This window comes from Bacillus sp. 95MFCvi2.1, from assembly GCF_000374965.1.
Taxonomy (GTDB): domain Bacteria; phylum Bacillota; class Bacilli; order Bacillales; family Bacillaceae_G; genus Bacillus_A; species Bacillus_A pseudomycoides.
The window spans coordinates 213,725-235,777 of the sequence record NZ_KB895691.1 but is presented as its reverse complement, the minus strand read 5'-3'; the positions used below and the strand labels follow the sequence as shown (position 1 = coordinate 235,777).

The following is a 22,053-nucleotide window of genomic DNA, read 5'->3' as shown; positions in this document are numbered from 1 at the left end:
CCTAATAACTTTATTTCCTTCCAGCATTGAGATTAAAAAAGCTTACCTAACATAAAAAATAAAAAACCACCTTCTAATATCTAGAAAGTGGTTTTTTATCTACTTCATATTATTTTACAATGTGAATTGGCATTCCAAGAGCAACTTCCGCTGCTTCCATTGTGATTTCACCTAATGTTGGGTGAGCATGGATTGTTTGAGCGATATCTTCTGCTGTCATTCCAGCTTCGATAGCTAAACCAATCTCAGAGATAATATCAGAAGCGCCTGCACCTGCAACTTGCGCACCTACAAGAAGACCATCTTCTTTACGAGTTACAAGTTGTACGAAACCGTCTGTGCTGTTTAATGATAATGCACGGCCGTTTGCAGCGAATGGGAATTTAGAAACCGCTACTTCCATTCCAGCTTCTTGAGCTTGTTTCTTAGTGTAACCAACAGATGCTAATTCTGGATCAGTGAAGCATACTGCAGGAATTCCGATGTAATCGATAGCTGATGCATGTCCACTAATTGCTTCCACAGCTACTTTACCTTCGTAAGAAGCTTTGTGAGCTAATGGTGGTCCAGGAACGATATCACCGATTGCATAGATGTTTGGTACGTTTGTACGGCATTGCTCATCGATTTCGATGATACCGCGGTCAGTCATTTTAACTCCAACTTGCTCAAGACCGATTTCTTGAGTGTTTGGACGACGACCTACAGTTACTAATACATAATCTGCTTCTACAGTTTGTACTTCGCCTTTAACTTCGAAGCTAACTTTTACGCCGTTTTCAGTTTCTTCAACGCCTTTAGCCATAGCTTTTGTATGGATGTTTACGTTACCTTTTTTCTGAAGAGCACGTTTAACAACTGTGCTCATTGCTTTTTCGAAACCAGCTAAAATTTCATCGCCAGCTTCTACTACAGTAACTTCAGTACCGAAGTTAGCATATGCAGTTCCTAATTCCATACCGATGTAACCGCCGCCGATTACAACAAGTTTTTTAGGAATTTCAGGTAAGCTTAAAGCACCTGTAGAGTTGATAACACGTTTAGAGTATTTGAATCCAGGAATTTCGATTGGTGTAGAACCAGTTGCAAGAACAGCATTTTTAAACGTATAAGTTTGAGCTGCATCTTCAGTCATTACACGTAATGTGTTAGCATCTACGAAGTAAGCCTCACCGCGAATGATTTCAACTTTGTTACCTTTAAGAAGGCCTTCAACACCGCCAGTTAATTTCTTAACTACGCCGTTTTTCCATTCTTGAACTTTTGTGAAGTCAACTGTTACGTTCTCAGCAATGATACCCATGTCATCAGAATGTTTTGCATTCTCATAACGATGACCTGCATTGATTAATGCTTTAGAAGGAATACATCCAACGTTTAAGCATACGCCACCAAGGTTAGCTTTTTCAATAATTGCTACCTTTTGACCTAATTGTGCTGCACGAATTGCTGCAACATATCCACCAGGACCTGCACCAACAACGACTGTATCTAATTCAATTGGGAAATCTCCTACTACCATTGTTATTACGCCTCCATTACTAATAATTGTGGGTCGTTCAATAAACGTTTAATTTGGTTTAATGCTTTTTGAGCAGTTGCGCCGTCAATTAAACGATGGTCAAAGCTTAGAGATAATGCTAATACTGGAGCTGCAACGATTTCACCGTTTTTCACAACTGGTTTCTCAGCGATACGGCCAATACCAAGGATTGCTACTTCCGGGTGATTAATAACTGGAGTGAACCATTGTCCACCTGCAGAACCAATGTTTGTGATTGTGCAAGAAGCACCTTTCATTTCTGCTGGAGCTAGACGACCGTCACGTGCTTTACCAGCAAGCTCATTGATCTCGTTAGAGATTGTGAAGATAGATTTACGATCTGTATCTTTAACAACTGGTACCAATAGACCTTTGTCTGTATCAGCTGCGATACCGATGTTGAAGTAATGTTTATGAACGATTTCTGAAGATGCATCATCTAAAGAAGTGTTCAACATTGGGTATTCACGTAATGCAGATGTTAAAGCTTTTACAACGTATGGAAGGTAAGTTAATTTAATACCTTTGTCAGCTGCAACAGCTTTGAACTTTTTACGGTGAGCAACAAGTTCTGTTACATCTACTTCGTCCATTAATGTTACGTGAGGAGCTGTGTGTTTAGAGTTAACCATTGCTTTCGCAATTGCTTTACGGATACCGCTCATTTTCTCACGAGTTTCTGGGTATTCACCAGCTGGGATTGGTTGTGCTTTTGGTGCTTCTTCTTTCGCTGCTGCTGGAGCTTCTGCTACTGGAGCTTCAGTTGCTGCTACTGCTTGTCCACCATTTGCAAATGCATCGATGTCAGCTTTTACAACGCGGCCATTTTTACCAGTGCCAGCTACTTTATGAATGTCTACACCTTTTTCACGAGCGTACTTACGTACAGATGGCATAGCAATTACGCGCTCGTTTACTACTTCTTCAGCTTCTGCTGGAGCTGAAGTAGCTGCTACTGGAGCTTCTGCTTTTGCTTCCTCTGCTTTTGGAGCATCGTCATGGTCGTCACCTTTAAATTTAAGGTTTTCGTATCCAGGAGCATCAAACTTAATTAAAGTATCTCCTACTACTGCAACTGTACCTTCTTCTACAAGTACTTCAAGTACTTTACCTTTAACTGGAGAAGGGATCTCTACAACTGCTTTATCATTTTGTACTTCAAGAAGTACGTCGTCTTCGTTTACTTCATCGCCTGGTTTAATAAACCATTTTACGATTTCACCTTCGTGGATACCTTCACCGATATCTGGTAGTTTAAATTCAAATGCCACGGAATTCAGCCCCCTGATTCATATCATTATTATGGAATAAGCACAAAAGAAATCAGCATGTGCTGATTTCTTTTGCACATGAAAAACTAAAATTAGAAGTTCATTACTTTGTTAACAGCTTCAACAATATCTTTATGGTTTGGTAACCATACGCTCTCAGCTTGAGAGAATGGGAATACTGTATCAGCAGCTGCAACACGTACAACTGGAGCTTCTAAGTTTAAGATTGCACGGTCGTTAATTTCCGCTACAACGTTTGCTGCAATACCAGCTTGTTTTTGAGCTTCTTGAACAACAACTACGCGGCCTGTTTTTTCAACAGAAGCAATGATTGTTTCGATATCTAATGGTTGAACTGTACGTAAGTCAACAACCTCTAAAGAGATACCTTCTTTTTCAAGTTCTTCAGCAGCTTTTAATGCAGCGTGAACCATAGCACCGTAAGCGATAACAGATACATCTGTACCTTCACGTTTGATATCAGCTTTACCTAAATCAATTGTGTATTCGCCTTCTGGTACATCTTGACGGAATGAACGGTACAATTTCATATGCTCTAAGTAGATAACTGGATCGTTGTCACGAATCGCAGAGATTAAAAGACCTTTTGCATCGTATGGAGTAGATGGAATAACAACTTTTAGGCCAGGTTGTTGAGCCACTAATCCTTCTAAGCTATCAGCATGTAGTTCAGGAGTATGAACACCACCACCGAATGGAGAACGAACTGTTACTGGAGCAGTCCAACGTCCACCAGAACGGTAACGCATACGAGCTAATTGACCAGAAATTGAATCCATTACTTCATAAACGAAACCAAAGAATTGGATTTCTGGAACTGGACGGAATCCTTCAAGTGCAAGTCCAACTGCAAGTCCACCAATACCAGACTCTGCAAGTGGAGTATCCATTACACGGTCTTCACCGAATTCAGCTTGTAAACCTTCAGTAGCACGGAATACACCGCCGTTTACACCAACGTCTTCACCAAACACAAGTACGTTAGGGTCATTTTTCATTTCAACGCGTAAAGCATCAGTGATTGCTTGAATCATTGTCATTTGAGCCATGGCTTACTTCGACTCCTTTTCTTTGTAAATTTCATACTGTTCAGCTAAGTTGTAAGGCATTTTTTCGTACATGATTTCCATTAAATCAGTAACTTTTTGTTTTGGAGCTTGGTCAGCCTTAGCAATTGCTTGTTTGATATCTTCTTTAGCTTCTTCGATTACCTTTTCTTCTACTTCTTGAGACCATAGGCCTTTGTTTTCTAAGAATGCACGGAAGCGTACGATTGGATCTTTTTGTTCCCATTCGTTTTCGATATCTTTTGTACGGTAACGAGTTGGGTCATCACCAGCCATTGTATGTGGACCATAACGGAATGTTAAAGTCTCGATTAAAGTAGGACCTTCGCCATTTACTGCGCGCTCACGAGCAAAAGCAGTTGCTGCGTATACAGCTAATGGGTCCATACCGTCTACTTGAATTCCGTAAATACCTGCTGCTACTGCTTTTTGCGCTACAGTTTTTGCTGCAGATTGTTTTTCTACTGGAGTAGAAATTGCATAACGGTTGTTTTGAACAACGAAGATTGCTGGAGCTTTGAATGCACCTGCAAAGTTCATACCTTCGTAGAAGTCACCTTGAGAAGCACCGCCGTCACCTGTGTAAGTAATTGCAACAGATTTTTTACCACGTAATTTCATACCTAACGCAACACCAGCAGTTTGGATAATTTGCGCACCGATGATGATTTGTGGAGCAAGTGCATTTACATTTTCAGGCATTTGGTTACCCATGAAGTGTCCACGAGAGAATAAGAATGCTTGGTATAATGGTAAACCATGCCATACTAATTGTGGAACGTCACGATATCCTGGTAAGATGAAGTCTTCTGCTTCAAGTGCGAAATGACTTGCTAATTGAGAAGCTTCTTGTCCAGCTGTTGGTGCGTAGAAACCTAAACGTCCTTGACGGTTTAAAGAAATAGAACGTTGATCTAGTACGCGAGTATACACCATACGGCGCATTAATTCTTTTAATTGATCATCAGTTAATTCGGGCATTGCTGCTTCATTCACAACTTCGCCTTTTTCATTTAAAATTTGTAATGTTTCAAATTGAGCTGCGATAGCTTTCATTTGCTCATCAACATTAAATAGGGTCTTTTTTGTTTTAGTACCCATTCCGTTCACCTCTTCCTCTCTTGAACCATATTCTGAAACGCTTTCACTAGCAACTAGCTAGAAAGAAAACGCAACCATGTAAACCGACAGGAAACCTCGCCGGTTGAGAATAATTTTGTGTACCTAACAATCTGTACTAATGTTTTTTCAGAAACATATTAATACAATCTTGATCACGTTTTTTAGTTTACAACTATTCTAATCACGATGTCAATTACTTTGGTTACGTTTTTTTTATGAATAACATTGAGGTTTCCACTGTACATAGGTGTTTTCATTTTCACATCTGTATTAGTAAGCAATAACCTACTGTTATATTATTCCCTTTTTAACCATCTTTTCATCGTAGAATAATATGTAAACGATTAATTCTTCTTAGTTTTTCTCTCTTTACAACAAAAATATGCAATCGCTTCTTCCTTTTCTAGGCGAATGTCTATACACTCCTAATCACTCTCCCATACATTATAATAACCGCAGTGTTAGCGGGAAATGATAAAGGAGGTCATCTCATGTACGGATACACATATTGCTATCCAACTTGTTCATATCCTTCCTATGGCTATGGAGGTTCTTGCGGAGGAGGATCCGGACGCGGCTTTGCCTTAATCGTTGTATTGTTTATCCTTTTAATTATCGTTGGTGCTGCTTGCATTCGTTAATGTAAAACAAAACAACTATAGAAAGAAACAGGCGGCTATGCCGTCTTTTCTTTTTACTAAACGAACTCTGATGAAGAAAGTGCCGCACCCGGCATACTCTTAATTCTCTCCAATTATATATAGAGGCTATGTACTTTATCATGACTTTTTTCGGCTCCTTTGGTAGACTAAAGGAGAAAGGAGAGATTGTGAATGCTTACAATGAATGATGTAATTCGTGAAGGAAATCCCATTCTACGAGCAGTAGCAGAAGAAGTACCTCTGCCAGCAAGTGAAGAAGATATACGTACTCTTAAAGAAATGATCGAACTTGTAATAAACAGTCAACACCCTGAAATGGTTGAAAAATATAATTTACGTCCAGGAATCGGGATTGCTGCACCACAAATTGGCATTTCAAAAAGAATGATTGCTGTTCATGTTACTGATACAAATGAGACATTATACAGCTATGCTTTATTCAATCCAAAAATTATTAGTCACTCCGTTGAACGTACATACTTATCGGGCGGCGAAGGGTGCCTATCTGTAGATCGTGAAGTTCCCGGCTACGTTCCGCGTTACACACGAATCACAGTTAAAGCGACTACTATCGATGGTGAAGAAGTAAAATTACGTTTAAAAGGGTTACCAGCGATTGTATTTCAACATGAAATTGATCATTTAAACGGCGTAATGTTCTATGACCACATTAATCAAGAAAACCCTTTTGCATCCCCTGATGATGCAAAACCATTCGAAAGATAAAATAACAAAAAAGCAGAAGCTTTAGCTCCTGCTTTTTTTATAATGAAATGGTTCCCATACTCTTTTGTTACAATAAATGAGCCCACTGTAAGCCGTGAAGAATCCCATCTTCACTAACATCTTTCGTCACATAATTAGCAAGTTTTTTCAAATCCTCATGACCATTCCCCATCACAATACCTGTTCCTACCGCTTCAATCATCTCTAAATCATTTAACCCATCTCCAAAAGCATAGACCTGTTCACGTTTAAATCCTAATTTCTCAATAAACTTTTCAATTCCCTTTGCTTTTGAACCACCATTTGGGATAATGTCCATCGAATATGCATGCCAACGAATAAAGTGAAAATCTGGATAATCATGAAGAAACTTTTCTTCTTCACCTGCTTGGCAAAAAAGAAGCGTTTGATAAATATCACGATTTTCATAAAAACCCGGTTCATATACTGGATGTTCAAACTCCAAACTTCCGAAACTTTCTTTTACATAATCATGATATTCTACTGTTGCCTTCATATCCTTATGATCTAAATAAACAAGCGGGTATCCCTCTTGCTTTGCAAATCTTGTAAATGTATGTAACGTATTAGAATGTAGCGGATTTTTAAATATAACCTCATCTTCAAATACAACATATTGGCCATTAAAACTAACATAATTATGAATATTAAGTTCATTACGAATATCTTCAAACATGAAAGGCGCACGCCCTGTCGCAATTGCCACATGTACTCCTTTTGCCTGCAACATACGCACGGCTTCTCTTGTAGATTGCGGAATTTTTTTATCATGATCTAGTAATGTTCCATCAATATCAAAAAAGACGATTTTATCATTCATTTTCAAAACCCTTTCTAGCCCTTCTATGTTCCTACCTTGACTATTTCTTTTCAAATTCTAAAAAAAAGTATAACATATTAAACATCTGTGAAGAAAGCGTTCACTTCCTAACCTTATTCGCACAATATGCATATACTATCAAAAGAACGTTGATGTTTGTTTGAATGAATTTTCTTTTCTAATCTATCTCATACTATATTCATAACTGGGGGGCATACTGCCTGTGAGAGCCAAAAACGTAACATAAGATTACATCTTGCACGAGCCAATAAAACCCTTGAATATCCGGACAGCACTTCCCTCATTTCTCTTCTATGATTTCCTAGTATGTAGAGATGAAGATTTACTACTGACTAAACAAAAAATAAGTATGCATGTTTGAAATAAGGAAAGGAAGGAGTAATCATGCTGAAGAAGCTGAAGAAAAAGTTAAAACGATATTTAAACGATTTAGTCCGTAAAAAGACCATGGCTTAAATCGTGCCCATTTCGGGCTTTTTCTTCATTCTCATTCGAAAAAACATGAAAATCATGACTATTTGCTTTATAATAGGTAACAGATAATGCAAAACATAGACAAGGAGAGGTTTTCCCAATGATTTTTAAAGTATTCTATCAAGAAAAAATGACTGAGGTTCCAGTACGTGAAAATACAAAAGTTTTATATTTAGAAGCGGAATCTGAAAGAGACGTTCGTACAAAATTACAAAAGTTCGCATATAATATTGAGTTTGTCCAATCTGTTACTGGCGCTCATCTTGAATACGAAAAGCAAAATGCTGATTTAACATTAACGGAGATCGTATAATTTATGAAATTCCTAAAAAATGATCAGGCGGCCGTTTTTGCTCTTGGTGGACTCGGTGAAATCGGCAAAAATACATATGCTGTCCAATTTCAAGATGAAATTATTATAATTGATGCTGGAATTAAATTTCCAGAAGACGAACTTCTCGGAATCGATTACGTGATTCCTGATTACACTTATTTTGTACGAAACGAAGATAAAATTAAAGGGTTATTTATCACACATGGTCACGAAGATCATATCGGTGGAATCCCTTATTTATTACGCCAAGTGAACATCCCAATTTATGGTGGGAAATTGGCAATCGCCTTAATTAAAAACAAGTTAGAAGAGCACGGATTACTTCGTAAAGCAAAACTTTACGAAATTCAAGAAGACGATGTTATTAAATTCAAAAAGACATCTGTTTCCTTCTTCCGTACGACGCACAGTATTCCAGATTCATATGGAGTTGTTGTGAAAACACCGCAAGGGCAAATTGTTCATACGGGAGACTTTAAATTTGATTTCACACCAGTAGGGGAACCAGCAGATTTAACGAAAATGGCAGAAATCGGTAAAGACGGTGTCCTTTGTCTCTTATCTGATAGTACCAATAGTGAAGTACCTAACTTTACAATGTCTGAACGCCGCGTCGGTGATAGCATTCAAGATATTTTCCGCAAAGTGGAAGGACGTATTATCTTTGCAACCTTCGCGTCCAATATTCATCGTTTACAACAAGTTGTAGAAGCTGCTGTTGAAAACAATCGTAAAGTAGCTGTATTTGGCCGAAGCATGGAAGCAGCAATTGAGATTGGTCATAATCTTGGTTATATTCGTTGTCCAAAAGATACATTTATAGAAGCGTCTCAACTAAATCGCCTACCAGCTAATAAAGTTGTTATTTTATGCACAGGTAGTCAAGGGGAACCAATGGCAGCACTCTCTCGTATTGCTAACGGTACACATCGTCAAATTCAAATTATCCCTGGTGATACAGTTGTTTTCTCTTCTTCACCAATTCCAGGGAATACAGTTAGCGTAAGCCGTACAATTAATATGTTATACCGTGCTGGTGCTGATGTTATTCATGGTAAACTTTCAAACATTCACACAAGTGGACATGGTGGACAAGAAGAACAGAAGTTAATGCTACGTCTCATTAAACCTAAATACTTTATGCCAATTCATGGTGAATTTCGCATGCAACGTATGCATATGAAATTGGCAAACGATTGTGGTATTCCAGAAGAAAATTGCTTCATTATGGACAATGGTGATGTTCTTGCCTTACGTTCAGATGAAGCAAACGTTGCTGGAAAAATCCCATCCGGCTCTGTTTATATTGATGGAAACGGCATTGGTGATATTGGTAACATTGTATTACGCGACCGTCGTATTCTTTCTGAAGAAGGACTTGTTATCGTAGTTGTCAGCATTGATATGAAAGAATTTAAAGTTGCAGCAGGACCTGATATTATCTCTCGTGGATTCGTTTATATGCGTGAGAGTAGCGATTTAATCAACGATGCCCAAACTTTAATTACTACTCATTTAGAAAAAGTAATGGAGCGAAAGACAACTCAATGGTCTGAAATTAAAAATGAGATTACAGATACATTAGCACCATTCTTGTATGAAAAAACAAAACGCCGTCCAATGATTTTACCAATCATTATGGAAATATAAAAAAAGGACAATGCTTGCTGCGAGCATTGTCCTTTTTTATTTCACATTATATCCTATCGTAAGAAGTGCTTAAAGCGATTCACTTCATCATCATGACCAATTACAATTAAAATATCTCCTGATTGAATATTTTCTGTAGCTCGAGGAGAAACAATAACTTCCTTCCCTCGCTTAATTGCCACAATGTTTAATCCAAACTTCGCACGAATATCTAGTTCAATTAAAGAGTGGCCATCAATTTTTTTATTTGCGATAATTTCTACAATACTATGCTCATCTGAAAGCTCTAAGTAATCTAATACGTTACTTGAAGCAATATTATTCGCAATTCGTTTTCCCATATCGCGTTCAGGATGGACAATATGATCTGCCCCTATTTTAGTTAACACTTTTTCATGATAATCATTTTGAGCCTTAACAGTAATATTTTTTACGCCTAATTCTTTTAAAATAAGAGTCGTTAAAATACTCGCATTTAAATTGTCACCAATCGCAACAACTACATGATCGAAATTGCGAATTCCAAGGCTCTTTAAGACCATTTCATCTGTTGAATCTGCAATCACTGCATGCGAAGCAATATTTGCAAATTCATTTATCTTGTCTTCATCAGAATCAATTGCCATTACTTCCATACCTAATTGAGCTAATTCACGACAAATACTGCCTCCAAAACGTCCAAGTCCGATGACAGCAAATTCTTTCTCTTTCTCACTCACATGAATTCCTCCAATAACATCAAGTCCTGTCTACTTTTATTGTAGCATACTTTATATTCGCCACAAAGACTAGTAATCAACGTATACTTATTTTTGCTTTTGTATATAGAAATACTGCTGCAAATAAAATGCAATAATACAAATGAGCATACCAAAAACAAAAATATTTCCAAACGAACTAAACGTTTGAAACACAAATAATAATGTTTCTTGACCAAAAAAGGCAAATAAGAGCTGTGTAAAAGCAAATAAGAGCGCCCATTTATAATGCTGTTGATGAAATAAATAATGAGTTGCTCCTAAAAATGCACAAAATGAAATAATAAATATCCACCAGGTCTCTAAAAACACTTGCCATCCTGCAAAGTTATATCCATTTACAACAAGTGCAATAATTCCAATGACTAACATCGTGGGAACACTCCAAAATAACGCTCGACTCCGAAAAAATCGAATCCCATTAAAATCACCTTTTTCATTTGCGCAATACGTTAAAAATGCTGTACTTATATACAGGACAGAAAGAATTGTTAATACGATGATTAACCAAAAATGTAACTGATTATATTCATGTTCTATATTCGTAACAATAGCTGCTAACATACTTGGAATCAGCATACCTGTCCATCCGTCAATTTTCCTTTCATTCCAAAACACAGCATTTCCTATTCGAATTCCTAAAAGCATAAAAATAGTGACGCCAATTACAAATAATGTTGTCTTATTTCCAACTAGACTTGTCGAAAAGGCAATTAGACCAATAAATAAAAAAAGAACGAATCCATTCATAATCTCTAATACTGGTGATAAATAACCTTTCACCCATTTATATGTTTCTTCATATCCTCGTTTATTCGTTAAGCGATATGCGTAAAAACTTATCCCGAAATAAACTGCTGCAATAATAACATATGCGTATAAAAAGAAACACAAGATTGCACTGCCAATCTGCACCTGATTCCCCACCCTTTTTTCTATATATCACATTGATTTTACACATTTATCGCATAAAAAGTAAACTAAAACATACAGTTCCATTTCCTTCAGTAAGATTTTTATTTCTAAATTAGTATGTACACGTCCCATTTCTCATTTATCCTACTATTTATAAAGTGAAATTTTAATCAATGGAGGTTTCTTCCCCCCCACCTACCTTCTTTACTTTCGCTGCATGTTGAGGTGGAGCTCTTACCACCCATGAATAGCGTAATAAAACAAAAACCTCCTAATGAAAAGGAGGCTTTGCACATATCAAAAGAAACTTCTCCTTCCAAGTCATCTAGCATGTAAAGAGAAAGCTTCCCATCTTATTCAGCTTCTTTTTTCGCTTCATCTAACACACGATTTACTCGTTTTGTTAGCATTTTCATTCCACTTCCACCTGCTTGGAAATGACGAAGCACACCATTTTTATCAAATACATAATACGCTGGTACATATTGATTTTCAAATGCATCGGCAATCTTGTGTTGGTTATCCACCAAAATCGGTTGGGATATTCCGTGCTCTTTTGCAACTGCTTCCACTTGCTCAAGATTTAAATCTTCTTCTGAACGTGGCATATGAACTGCAACAACATTTAATTGCTCTTTATATTCATCACGGAATTTATTAATATCTGGCATTGCTTCTTTACATAAGTGACAACTAACTGACCAGAAATGAATAAGTGTTGGCTTTTCGCCAATTAGTGATTCACGTACTACTTCTCCATTTAACACTGTTGTTGCACCGTCTAAAGAAGGCATTGGTTGACGTAATTTCATGATTTTCCCCCCTTACGAATGTAGAGAAAGGCCTAACAAAATATTGTTAGACCCTGCTATATTTCACAATAAAATTAAACGTTTAAAGTTGCTTGACCTGGTTTCCAGTTTGCTGGGCAAAGTCCACCAGTTTGAAGAGCTTGAAGAACACGAATTACTTCGTCAACTTCACGGCCAATGTTGTTGTGATGTACAACTTGGTACATTAATTCGCCTTCTGGGCTAATGATGAATAAACCACGAAGTGCGATACCTTCTTCTTCAAGTAATACACCGTAGTCACGAGATACTACATGGTTTGTATCAGCAGCTAGAGGGTATTTTAATTCACCTAAACCGTTTTTCGTACGGTCAGTGTTAATCCAAGCTAAGTGAGTGTGAATTGTATCAGTAGATACACCAATTACTTCTGCATCTAAATCTTCGAACTCATCATAACGATCAGAAAGTGCGATAATTTCTGTTGGACATACGAAAGTGAAGTCCATTGGATAGAAGAAAAGTACCGTCCATTTGTCCTGTTTCATAACCTCTTCAAGACTTACTTTACCAAATTCTTTGTTTGGCATAACAGCGTCCATTTCAAAGCGTGGCGCTTGTTTTGCTACCATACGTTCTGCCATATGTATCAACCTCCGTAAATTTTTTATCATATATTGTCTACTCTTGTATTATATAAGAGGAATTAGTTTTTAGTCAATTTTATTTGATAATTATTATAAAATAACTTACTAACAACTTGTTCCTCCACCTACCATTATAAAGTATTGTGTTAGAATTACAAAAAAAATGCATCATAAATTATAATTTTCCACATAAAAAGAACAGGCTTTAACCCCTGTTCCCTTTCCATTTTACATATTGATTTAAAAACGAAATGGTTTGTTCGATTGCCTCTTCTTTCGGTTGTAGCTTTGCATGATGTAAACCATATTCTGAGTCTACCCCAAGCCAAAACATAAATCCTGGGATATCACGAAGCATATACCCGAAATCTTCTCCTGTCATCGCCTCTGTACATGTAACAACATTCATATTCGTTTGCTCAGATGCAAACATCATAAACTCTTGCGTTAACTCTTCATGATTATATACTTGATGATACATTGCTCCATAATCAATAACAGCTTCACATTGAAATGCTGCTTCGATACCTGTGACAATCGCTTCTATTCTGCTCTTCACTCGTTTCATCGATTCAACTGATAGTGTTCGAATTGTCCCTTCTAGGCGAGACTTTTCTGCAATAATGTTTTGGACTGTACCACCTGTAATTTTACCAATTGTAATAACCGCACTATCAAGTGGATTCACATTACGACTAACAACCGATTGAAGCTGTGTAACAAGATGACTTGCCGCAACGATCATATCGTTCGCAGTATGTGGATATGCTGCATGTCCACCTTTTCCTTTTAAATCAATATATAGTTCCGATGTATTTGCAAATAGTAATCCTTCTTTTGTTGCGATTGTCCCCACTGGATACTCTGGTGCGATATGAAGACCTAGAATGATATCAGGCTTCCACTCTTGTAGTTCTTCGCTTCCTAACATAGGTAAAGCGCCACCTGGTCCTTCCTCCGCCGGTTGAAAAATAACTACAAGGTTATCATCTATCCTGTCATTTACAACCGCTGTTAAGAGTCCTAAGCCGATTGTAGCATGCACATCATGACCACATGCATGCATCATTCCTTCATGAATAGAAGCGAATTCATACCCAGTTTCCTCTGAAATCGGTAAACCATCAATATCTGCACGATAACCAATCGTTTTCCTTGGATTTCTGCCATTCACTTTAACGATTACGCCCGTTTTCCATGTTTTAACTTCAATATATTCCTTAGGAAGAGTATAAATATAATCTAAAATATATTGTTGTGTTTTCCATTCCTTAAACCCTAACTCCGGAATCTTATGTAAATCCCTACGAATTTGTACAAATTTACTGACTGTCATGTCTCCACCACCATTTATCTCGCTATTCGCGGGCAGTAAGACCTCCAACTCAAAATTCAGCGAAAGCAAAGAAGTTAGGTGGGTGATCAACTGCCCGTAAAAGTTTCACTTTATAAAAAGCGTAAGAGCTTATTTGCCCTTACGCTTTTGTACTTTATTTTTCTGGGTTTAATTGACGAAGTTCTTGTTTAATTTCTGTTTTTGCTTTTGTCTTCTCATCAATTTCTTTAATAACACGAGCTGGTGTTCCTGCAACCACTGTATATGGCGGTACATCTTCCGTTACAACTGCACCTGCTGCAACAACCGCGCCTTTACCAACTGTAACACCTTCTAGGACAACTACATTTGCACCAATTACAACGTCATCTTCAACGATAACTGGTTTTGCAGAAGGTGGTTCGATCACACCTGCAAGTACTGCCCCAGCACCAACGTGACAGTTTTTACCTACTGTAGCACGTCCGCCAAGCACTGCATTCATATCAATCATTGAAGCTTCACCGATTACTGCACCGATATTAATCGTTGCATTCATCATAATAACTGCATTATCACCGATTTCAACATGGTCACGAATAATTGCACCTGGTTCAATACGAGCTTTAATACCTTTTAAATCAAGCATTGGAATAGCAGAATTACGACGGTCGTTTTCAACAACGTAATCTACAACGTGCTTTTTATTGTCTTCAAGAATTGTCTTAATCTCAGACCATTCTCCAAATAAAACACCAGATTTTTTATTTACAAATGCTTGTACTGTTTCAGGGAATGTTACTTCTTTTAAATCCCCTTTTATGTATACCTTTACAGGAGTTTTCTTCTCGCTTTTTTGAATAAACGAAATAATTTCGTTTGCATCCATCATTTTCATGCTTGTTGCCTCCTAAATCCATTTATAATGTTACTCTACCAAACGAAAGAGCTACTAGCAAGACAATAATCTTATTTTTCCATTTGAATTTCTTCTATAATATCTAAAAATGCTTGCACTTGCTTAAGTTGCCTTGCAGAATCGCTTGTCAATAACCACGTTTCTCGAGTCAATTGAACAGGCGTTTTATATGTCTTTTCTCTTACTTCTTTTAACACAGTAGAAGGCAACAGCGCATAACCAATTCCATTTAAAACGAGCTGCTTACATGTTTCAATTTGATCCACTACAATCGTTCGTTTAGGAGGATTAGAAAATAAACTATACCACCAATTTTGTATTTGTCCATAGTATGTGGAATCGCTTTTAAATTGTATAAACGGTCTGTTTGTATCTTTCAACATAGAAATATCTTTAATTTCTGTGTCAACTAAATACAGCTCATCCTCAAATAATTGCTGTTTATACCCTTTATATTCTTGTTTCCCTCGTAGTATAGCTACATGAACATCCCCTTCATAGAATTGCTTCTGTACTTCACTACTCCATCCCGTGAAAAGGGAAATTTTAACAAATGGATATTTTTGTACAAACCGCTTTAAAACAGGTGGTAACCAATATTGTCCAATCACAGATGCCACAGCTATCTTTAATGTCCCATATGTTTCCGTACGATAGATTGCTAATTCACTTTTAATTGCCTCTTCCCTTTGCAACATATCTTTCGCATAATTGGCCACTTTTTCCCCTTCTGGTGTAATTGTCAGGCCTTTTTGAGAACGGATAAAAAATTTCATTCCCCACTGTTTTTCCATTGATTGTAATCGTTGACTGAGTGCAGGTTGTGAAACGAATAAGCGCTCCGCAGCTTTTCTCATATTGGATTCCTGTGCTAAAACAACCATCATTTGAAAATCATCAATTTGCAACTTTCTCCCTCTTTCCTTATCTTACATCTAAGCTCAATATATATGTTGCACTATTCTCTAACATGCGATATTTAATTTTTATTTTCAAGAAGCTTGGATAAATTGACATTTCACTTAACCTTTTATACTTGTTGACGCTGTTCCCTATACACAATGGAAAAGAGACGCATGATAAAAAAGCGACTTCTTTTTTATTCGAAGTCGCTTACCCTTCTTTATCGATTATACTGTCTTACTTTTTTGTTCAACAATTTTAAAATAGCACGCCTTGTTAAAATTCCTTCAAAGTACCCGTCATTGTTTACAGCACAAATAAATGGATGATCAATTGTCATTTCTAACGCTTTAGCAAATGAATCTTCAAGTCCAAGATTCGGAATGTCCTTTTTCATTACATTCTCCACTTTCATATCCTCAAGCTTTTCAAATTCAATGCGTTCTAACCCTAAAATACCATCCAAAATCATCGCAGTACTTATTAATCCATGCAATTTATACATGGGATCTAAAACAGGAATCGCAGAATATCCAGACTTTACAAGAACAAGTAAAGCATGTTCTAAGCTATTTCCAATTTGAACATGTGCAACTTTTTCTGATGAAATCATTAAATCCTTTACAAGAACTTGTTGAAACTCATCTTTCGGAATACTAATCATTTTATATCCCCCACTTTTTCTCCCTTTTTCCTGCTAACATGATCTCCAATAGACTATTCATAAGAACCTTACTGTTCGAAGTTAATCATATCCACGGCTAAAAGTTTCACTTTATTTCCCATTTCTACTCATATCTTATGATAGCGTTTTCATATTATTATTTTGTCCTTATTTATTACAACAAAAAATAATGATACACAGTTCATTTTACCATAGAACACAAAAAAAAGACTACCTTTCTGGTAGCTCTTAGTATCCTTCATTTTTTAATCGATTAAATAACCTTGTAATTCTTCTATATTGGGAAATATCAGCTTTTTTTAAACCAATTTCAATATCTGTAAGCTCAACAGCTAGAATTTCAGTAGCGTAGTTTTGACGAAATAAAATATCTAACAGCAAGCTTTTTTCTTCGTTTGTTAAAGTAACTTCCGTCTGCATATACTCCTCTCCTTATGCTTTTTTCTTATTATTTATTATATAAAATATTCGCTTAGTTTAATAGATAAAAAATTCAGTTTTTCACTTTGTATATCGATTTGCATAACTAAAAGCTGCATAAGCATCAGGTTTAATTTTTGCAGTCAGCCCCATCGCCTTCACCTTCATTGTCATATCCGAAATAAATTCTTTTGTTAATCCATTATTTCCTATATCCAAGTGAATTTCCATTACAAATCCAGCTCCTTCATGAGCGTATGGATGTAAAATCTCCCATATCCGCCTTATATGTTCCGGTGTAAACAAACAGGCGACTTCTTGACTAAACTGTGTTTCTAAATATATTTTCTCACGTAAGGTAGGTGGTCTTTTATGTACTGCTTTATGTTTTAAACATCCCCATGCTCCTTTCCCAACACGATGAATGTGCACTGCCGTAATAAAACGAGTATCTTTTTGATGTGCTTGTGAATCAGTTCCAATAGACAGTCGATATAAATTGCGTGGATCTCTTTTAATAAAATTACAGATGCGTGAGAAAACCGTTTCAAAATTCATATTTCTCTCTGATACATTATAAAATGGATGCTCACCGTCCACATAGTCACGTCCCTTCGATTAGACAGACTTTTTGCATTCTCATTGTATGGGACAAAAGAGGAAAATATGACTTTATTATCCTTTACTTGTTTCTATATTTCGGATGGAATACTTACATGCTGGACAAGTATAAATTACATTCTGATTAGACTGAGCTGTTAGCACATGATCAATTTCAAATGACATATGACATTTTGGACAAACAACAATTGGTAATCGTTCCACACTCCACATTCCCTTCAAACTTTTAATACCAGTGTAGGAAGAACCAAAAAATCTTATACATATAAAGTGAAACTTCCATCAAGCTTTTACAAATCGTTATCTCCACATATCTTCTTTAATTCCTTATCCTCTTACTACCCATTAATGAAGAATGAAGTTATTATTAAAATCACCAAAAAAGGTACCGCTTCTCGCGGTACCTTTTTTGTATGTATCAAGAAATAATATCGTAGATCTCAATTGCAACCATATCAATGTTATCGAATTGATACACTTGTGGCTTTTCGCCTTGCTGATACACTTCTAACTCATACATTTCACTTTTATCGAAAAATTTCACGCTACATTTGCGTTCACCGTTCACTTCAAAATAGCGTTGTGCTACTTCACCGCTTTCAGCTTGTTCTTGTAGACTAACAAGTCGAGTTAAAATTCCTTGGAGTAGAGACATGAAATCTCCCCTTTCTCTAATCTTCCTACCAATAGGTTTTACAGCTATACTCATTCTATCCGTCATAACAGAAAAAATGTTCCACACTCTAGGATAAAGCTTCTTGACGAGAAACTCAACTAAAATTTGTCGAAAAAAGAAGTAAAAAGCGGAAAGGAAATCTTTTTTTTCCTTTATTGCGGTTTTTGTAGCTGCGGAATATAATAAAAAGCAGAAAAAGAGGAGGATTTATAATGAAAAAAATAGAGGTTTATACACAACCAGATTGCCCACCATGTACCATTGTAAAAGAATTCTTAAAACACAACAACATAACATACAAAGAATTTGATGTCAAAAAGGATTCCGCTGCTCGCGACCGTCTTTTATATGACTATAACTCATACTCAACTCCAACCGTTGTCATTGATGGGGAAGTTGTCTCTGGTTTTCAAATTGAAAAATTACAACAGTTACTAAATCTAGAACAGGAATAGGCAATGATTCACCTATTCCTGTTCTTTCAACTCTTGTAATTTTTTCATTTCTATTAAAAGCTCCTGACTCTCATGATAACCAGCTAATTTCCATTTCCCTTCTTCCTTTTGCAACGTGATAATTTGATATTGTTCATTTTTCACCCATTCATATACGTATAAAAGCCCATGTTCTTCGTCAAATGCTAACTTTGTTTGAGAAGTAAAAGAAAAAGGAGCTTCTTTTGTAGGAAGTAAATGTTCACCACTTTGTTTGTCACCGTTACTATTTTCATCTGTAAAAACTTGAAGAAAGTTATTTGTAAAATAAGGTGATAGTGCATCATACATCTTCCCCATTGATAAATGCTTCCCACGAATTGAAAATTGTACCTCATATCCCTTTTGAATGGTTGTAAACACTTCTTTTCGATCCACTTTTATTTCTTCTTTACCAAGAACCGTTGTAACACTATACCCAACTAGAAAGGCAACACATAAAAATAGAACAAACCAAATTCCATATTTTCTCATTTTCTCACCTTCCTTTAACAGAGCTTGTCTTTGTAGTATTCATTGTAACAATGATTATGTAAAGAAAGGGATGGTTTCGTTCGTAAAATCTTTACAATGATAGACAGCATTTTTGCCATCTTTTTCACTATTACCAATTTATGCTAAAAACAAACAAAAAAATGCACGAATTGCTTCGTGCATTAAAATAAAACATCTTCTTCGTATAAAAATTCATAGGACAAATCAATAAATAAAAAATGTTCATCGTCAATTGGAAAGGAAAACGTTCGTACCATCTCTCCTGTTTCTATATCTGCATATAAATCAGAGAGTCTTGCTTTATTTTCAAATCTCATTTTCATTATATTTTCTAAAAAATACGGACGCCAGCTCCAATTTTTCATATAATACTCTGGCATAACAATCCATTCACCATCTTTTTTCATAATGTTTCCTGATTGCTGAAAGCCGTCTTCATTACAAATAAAGATTCGAAAACTATAATGCGATACATGTTGACTAAAATGCAATAACCAATCATTAACGTCTTCATTCTTTTTCTGCTTAGATAAAACATTCCCAACTTGATTACGCAATGTTTCCGTTAATTGATAAATTTTTTGTAGTTTTTTCTTTTCATGTTGAATAAATTGATGACATTCATTACCAAGACGTTCTTTTAAAATATCCGCTTCAATAAAATCAGGTAAACATTTTTTTAAATAATCCCCTTGATAATATCTTCCACCATTTTTCCAAGCGTATTGCAGTTGGTAAAAAGCATCAATTTCTTCATATAATAATGTCGCACCAATTCTTCTTGCTAATAAAGACAAAGAATATAAAATATCTTGATAAGATTGTAAAAGTGCAGTTTGTCTTAAATTCGTTAAGTCCACCTTTAAAATATCAGGTGCCAGCACACTAATTCGTTCTAGATTACTCGTACCTGTCCCTACTTTATTAATTGAAATTTGAATGCCATATGTACGGTAATACATAAGTAAGTGATTAAATTGTTCTATATCTTCCTTACAATCATGCTCTGTTATTTCTAAAACGATATTCCCTAAGTTCAATCCTTTTTTTTCATACATTAACAGCAAATGAAGTAAACTTTCATCTTCATCATTCATTAATATGTTCGCACCCCGATGTATAAACAATAAAAATTTTTGATCTGTTTCCAAGTAACGTTCTAATGCTTTTTCTACTATGACATTATCCGCCTCTAGTTGAAATTCACCTGGAATGGAATCATCATGAAAAAAAGAAGAAAGACTTTGTATCCCTTCTTCCGTTTGGATACGTCCTACTACCTCATATCCAATTACTGTATGCTCATCAGCACTAAAAATAGCTTGATAATAAGGAAGGACTTTATCTAAATTACTCATCACATCTAATGCATCTACCAAAATGTTTCCCTCCCTTTACTTTTCAAAAATTATAACACGGTATGTATAGAAAAATAATAAAAAATCCCTTCAGTTTTCCTGAAGGGATTAGAGGGGTAAAATGCTAAGGGGAATTAGCAATTCTACTATGAAGAAAAAAGAGGTCTTAAATATACCTTATAAAACACCTGTTGTAAACACTTTTCTTTCATATGTCACAAATCCGTCACATTTTACCTCACATTCATGGGCAGTAATCCCCACGTTTCACTTTATATAATCCCTTTAAAATGGATACTGATGCAAATGCTGTCCACCATCCATTGTCATACACGTTCCATTTATGTACGCTGCCTCATCAGAGCATAAATAAAAAGCTAAACCCGCAATTTCTTCTGGCGTACCAAGCCGACCAAGCGGGACGCTTTGCAGTGTACGATTGGCTGCCTCTTCTGAAATCCATAATTTATCCGCACCACCTGTTCGTTCAATTGGTCCAGGAGCAATTGCATTGACGCGAATACCATATTTACGCCCCCACTCAACAGCGAGCGTTTTTGTCATTGCCAACACACCTGCTTTCGCCGCAGCAGAATGAATGACACCCGGTCCTGCATCCCATGCATACGTTGCTACCATATTAATGATATTTCCTTTTATGCCCTTCTCAATCCAATACTTCCCTACTGCTTGACTACAATAAAAAGTTCCGTTAAGCACAATATTAATAACCGCATTCCAACCATTAATCGATAAATCTTCCGCAGGACAAATAAAATTACCTGCTGCATTATTTACTAAAATATCAATGCGTCCAAATTTTTCATCAACATATTCAATCATATTTTTTATATCTTCTATATTTCGAACATCCATTTGTACTGTCAATACTTGTCCTGAAAATTGCTCAATCTCCTTTTTCGCTTCTTCCAGCTTTTCTTGTGTACGCCCTGTAATAACAACGCGTGCTCCTTCCTTTGCAAAACGAGCTGCCATCCCTTTTCCCATTCCGCTTGAACCACCTGTTATAATCGCTACTTTTTCTTTCAAAATTTCCCCTCCCTAAAAATGAATACACATTCATTTTACCACTTTATTTCATAGAAATCTTTATATTTTTAAATTTTTCTGATATCTTTAGATAAGTAAATCACTTTCATTGCCATATTTCTTATAATCTATATAAATCCATTTTGGTTTTTCGACATATAATCCACTGCTATGCAGAACAAAAAGTGACCCGCACTTGTTTTCTCTCTTTGTTTTCACTTAGCATGGGGCAGGAAAAAAATCTGACTGCCTCTATGCATGGCCGGATGCTCTC

Annotated in this window: 25 protein-coding genes; 5 read left to right on the top strand and 20 right to left on the bottom strand. The window is 36.3% G+C overall.

The annotated features are described in order from the left end of the window. Positions 1-109: 109 nt before the first annotated feature. The 4 genes from lpdA to pdhA form a co-directional block, all read right to left on the bottom strand. Positions 110-1,522, bottom strand: coding sequence for a dihydrolipoyl dehydrogenase (lpdA, locus tag C568_RS0104370; RefSeq protein WP_003208305.1), 1,413 nt, complete (start codon positions 1,520-1,522; stop codon positions 110-112). A 5-nt stretch (positions 1,523-1,527) separates the two neighbouring features. Continuing rightward, on the bottom strand, positions 1,528-2,814 hold the full coding sequence (locus C568_RS0104365) for a dihydrolipoamide acetyltransferase family protein (protein ID WP_006095815.1): 1,287 nt from the start codon (positions 2,812-2,814) through the stop codon (positions 1,528-1,530). A 92-nt stretch (positions 2,815-2,906) separates the two neighbouring features. Beyond that, positions 2,907-3,884, bottom strand: a complete 978-nt coding sequence (gene pdhB, locus C568_RS0104360) for a pyruvate dehydrogenase complex E1 component subunit beta (RefSeq protein ID WP_000068166.1) — start codon at positions 3,882-3,884, stop codon at positions 2,907-2,909. A 3-nt stretch (positions 3,885-3,887) separates the two neighbouring features. Continuing rightward, complete coding sequence (gene pdhA, locus C568_RS0104355) at positions 3,888-5,003, bottom strand: pyruvate dehydrogenase E1 component subunit alpha (RefSeq protein ID WP_000536894.1); 1,116 nt, start codon at positions 5,001-5,003, stop codon at positions 3,888-3,890. Positions 5,004-5,515: 512 nt separating this feature from the next. Between pdhA and C568_RS0104350 the strand changes: the two genes are divergently transcribed. Together C568_RS0104350 and def are read left to right on the top strand one after the other, a co-directional pair. Beyond that, positions 5,516-5,665 (top strand): YjcZ family sporulation protein, encoded by a 150-nt coding sequence (locus tag C568_RS0104350; RefSeq protein ID WP_018764787.1) that lies wholly within the window; start codon positions 5,516-5,518, stop codon positions 5,663-5,665. A gap of 192 nt (positions 5,666-5,857) precedes the next feature. Further along, positions 5,858-6,412 carry a peptide deformylase gene (gene def / locus C568_RS0104345; RefSeq protein ID WP_003199945.1) on the top strand — a complete coding sequence of 185 codons (555 nt, stop codon included), beginning with the start codon at positions 5,858-5,860 and terminating at the stop codon, positions 6,410-6,412. A gap of 67 nt (positions 6,413-6,479) precedes the next feature. On the opposite strand, the gene C568_RS0104340 is transcribed toward def, so the two are convergent. Continuing rightward, positions 6,480-7,253 (bottom strand): Cof-type HAD-IIB family hydrolase, encoded by a 774-nt coding sequence (locus C568_RS0104340; RefSeq protein ID WP_018780878.1) that lies wholly within the window; start codon positions 7,251-7,253, stop codon positions 6,480-6,482. Positions 7,254-7,848: 595 nt separating this feature from the next. Between C568_RS0104340 and C568_RS0104335 the strand changes: the two genes are divergently transcribed. Then, entirely contained in the window at positions 7,849-8,061 is a 213-nt protein-coding gene (locus C568_RS0104335; RefSeq protein ID WP_003199941.1) for a DNA-dependent RNA polymerase subunit epsilon, read from the top strand. Between the two features lie 3 nt (positions 8,062-8,064). Then, positions 8,065-9,732: a ribonuclease J1 gene (rnjA, locus tag C568_RS0104330; protein ID WP_003199940.1), complete on the top strand. Its 1,668-nt coding sequence runs from the start codon at positions 8,065-8,067 to the stop codon at positions 9,730-9,732. Between the two features lie 53 nt (positions 9,733-9,785). Here rnjA and C568_RS0104325 read toward each other — a convergent pair whose 3' ends face one another. The 12 genes from C568_RS0104325 to C568_RS0104270 form a co-directional block, all read right to left on the bottom strand. Beyond that, positions 9,786-10,451, bottom strand: coding sequence for a potassium channel family protein (locus C568_RS0104325; protein WP_003199938.1), 666 nt, complete (start codon positions 10,449-10,451; stop codon positions 9,786-9,788). Between the two features lie 87 nt (positions 10,452-10,538). Continuing rightward, positions 10,539-11,405, bottom strand: coding sequence for a cytochrome d ubiquinol oxidase subunit II (locus C568_RS0104320; RefSeq protein ID WP_016116081.1), 867 nt, complete (start codon positions 11,403-11,405; stop codon positions 10,539-10,541). A 353-nt stretch (positions 11,406-11,758) separates the two neighbouring features. Further along, complete coding sequence (locus tag C568_RS0104315) at positions 11,759-12,217, bottom strand: TlpA disulfide reductase family protein (protein WP_003208302.1); 459 nt, start codon at positions 12,215-12,217, stop codon at positions 11,759-11,761. 74 nt (positions 12,218-12,291) lie between these two features. Next, entirely contained in the window at positions 12,292-12,840 is a 549-nt protein-coding gene (locus C568_RS0104310) for a peroxiredoxin (protein WP_003199933.1), read from the bottom strand. 208 nt (positions 12,841-13,048) lie between these two features. Then, positions 13,049-14,179: an N-acetyldiaminopimelate deacetylase gene (locus C568_RS0104305; RefSeq protein WP_018780877.1), complete on the bottom strand. Its 1,131-nt coding sequence runs from the start codon at positions 14,177-14,179 to the stop codon at positions 13,049-13,051. A gap of 154 nt (positions 14,180-14,333) precedes the next feature. Then, positions 14,334-15,056: a 2,3,4,5-tetrahydropyridine-2,6-dicarboxylate N-acetyltransferase gene (gene dapD / locus C568_RS0104300; RefSeq protein WP_018780876.1), complete on the bottom strand. Its 723-nt coding sequence runs from the start codon at positions 15,054-15,056 to the stop codon at positions 14,334-14,336. A gap of 71 nt (positions 15,057-15,127) precedes the next feature. After that, positions 15,128-15,985 (bottom strand): LysR family transcriptional regulator, encoded by an 858-nt coding sequence (locus tag C568_RS0104295; RefSeq protein WP_003199927.1) that lies wholly within the window; start codon positions 15,983-15,985, stop codon positions 15,128-15,130. Between the two features lie 215 nt (positions 15,986-16,200). Further along, a complete protein-coding gene (cbpB, locus tag C568_RS0104290) occupies positions 16,201-16,644 on the bottom strand; it encodes a cyclic-di-AMP-binding protein CbpB (protein ID WP_003199926.1) in 444 nt (147 codons plus the stop codon). 249 nt (positions 16,645-16,893) lie between these two features. Beyond that, entirely contained in the window at positions 16,894-17,085 is a 192-nt protein-coding gene (gene abbA / locus C568_RS0104285) for an antirepressor AbbA (RefSeq protein ID WP_003199925.1), read from the bottom strand. 81 nt (positions 17,086-17,166) lie between these two features. Then, positions 17,167-17,685 carry a ribonuclease H-like YkuK family protein gene (locus C568_RS0104280; RefSeq protein ID WP_003199924.1) on the bottom strand — a complete coding sequence of 173 codons (519 nt, stop codon included), beginning with the start codon at positions 17,683-17,685 and terminating at the stop codon, positions 17,167-17,169. Between the two features lie 75 nt (positions 17,686-17,760). Continuing rightward, the gene (locus C568_RS34590) at positions 17,761-17,910 is read right to left on the bottom strand and encodes a hypothetical protein (RefSeq protein ID WP_042511459.1); all 150 of its coding nucleotides are present in this window, start codon (positions 17,908-17,910) and stop codon (positions 17,761-17,763) included. Positions 17,911-18,124: 214 nt separating this feature from the next. Next, positions 18,125-18,361 carry a YkuJ family protein gene (locus C568_RS0104270; protein WP_000055151.1) on the bottom strand — a complete coding sequence of 79 codons (237 nt, stop codon included), beginning with the start codon at positions 18,359-18,361 and terminating at the stop codon, positions 18,125-18,127. A 233-nt stretch (positions 18,362-18,594) separates the two neighbouring features. Here C568_RS0104270 and C568_RS0104265 point away from each other — a divergent pair, with 233 nt between their 5' ends. Then, entirely contained in the window at positions 18,595-18,837 is a 243-nt protein-coding gene (locus tag C568_RS0104265) for a glutaredoxin family protein (protein ID WP_018780875.1), read from the top strand. Positions 18,838-18,849: 12 nt separating this feature from the next. On the opposite strand, the gene C568_RS0104260 is transcribed toward C568_RS0104265, so the two are convergent. From C568_RS0104260 to fadH, 3 genes are all read right to left on the bottom strand, one after another. Next, positions 18,850-19,350, bottom strand: coding sequence for a DUF3993 domain-containing protein (locus C568_RS0104260; RefSeq protein ID WP_003199921.1), 501 nt, complete (start codon positions 19,348-19,350; stop codon positions 18,850-18,852). Positions 19,351-19,532: 182 nt separating this feature from the next. Further along, on the bottom strand, positions 19,533-20,750 hold the full coding sequence (locus C568_RS0104255) for an EAL domain-containing protein (RefSeq protein WP_003199920.1): 1,218 nt from the start codon (positions 20,748-20,750) through the stop codon (positions 19,533-19,535). Positions 20,751-21,014: 264 nt separating this feature from the next. Beyond that, positions 21,015-21,779 carry a 2,4-dienoyl-CoA reductase gene (gene fadH / locus C568_RS0104250; RefSeq protein ID WP_003199919.1) on the bottom strand — a complete coding sequence of 255 codons (765 nt, stop codon included), beginning with the start codon at positions 21,777-21,779 and terminating at the stop codon, positions 21,015-21,017. Positions 21,780-22,053 lie beyond the last annotated feature (274 nt).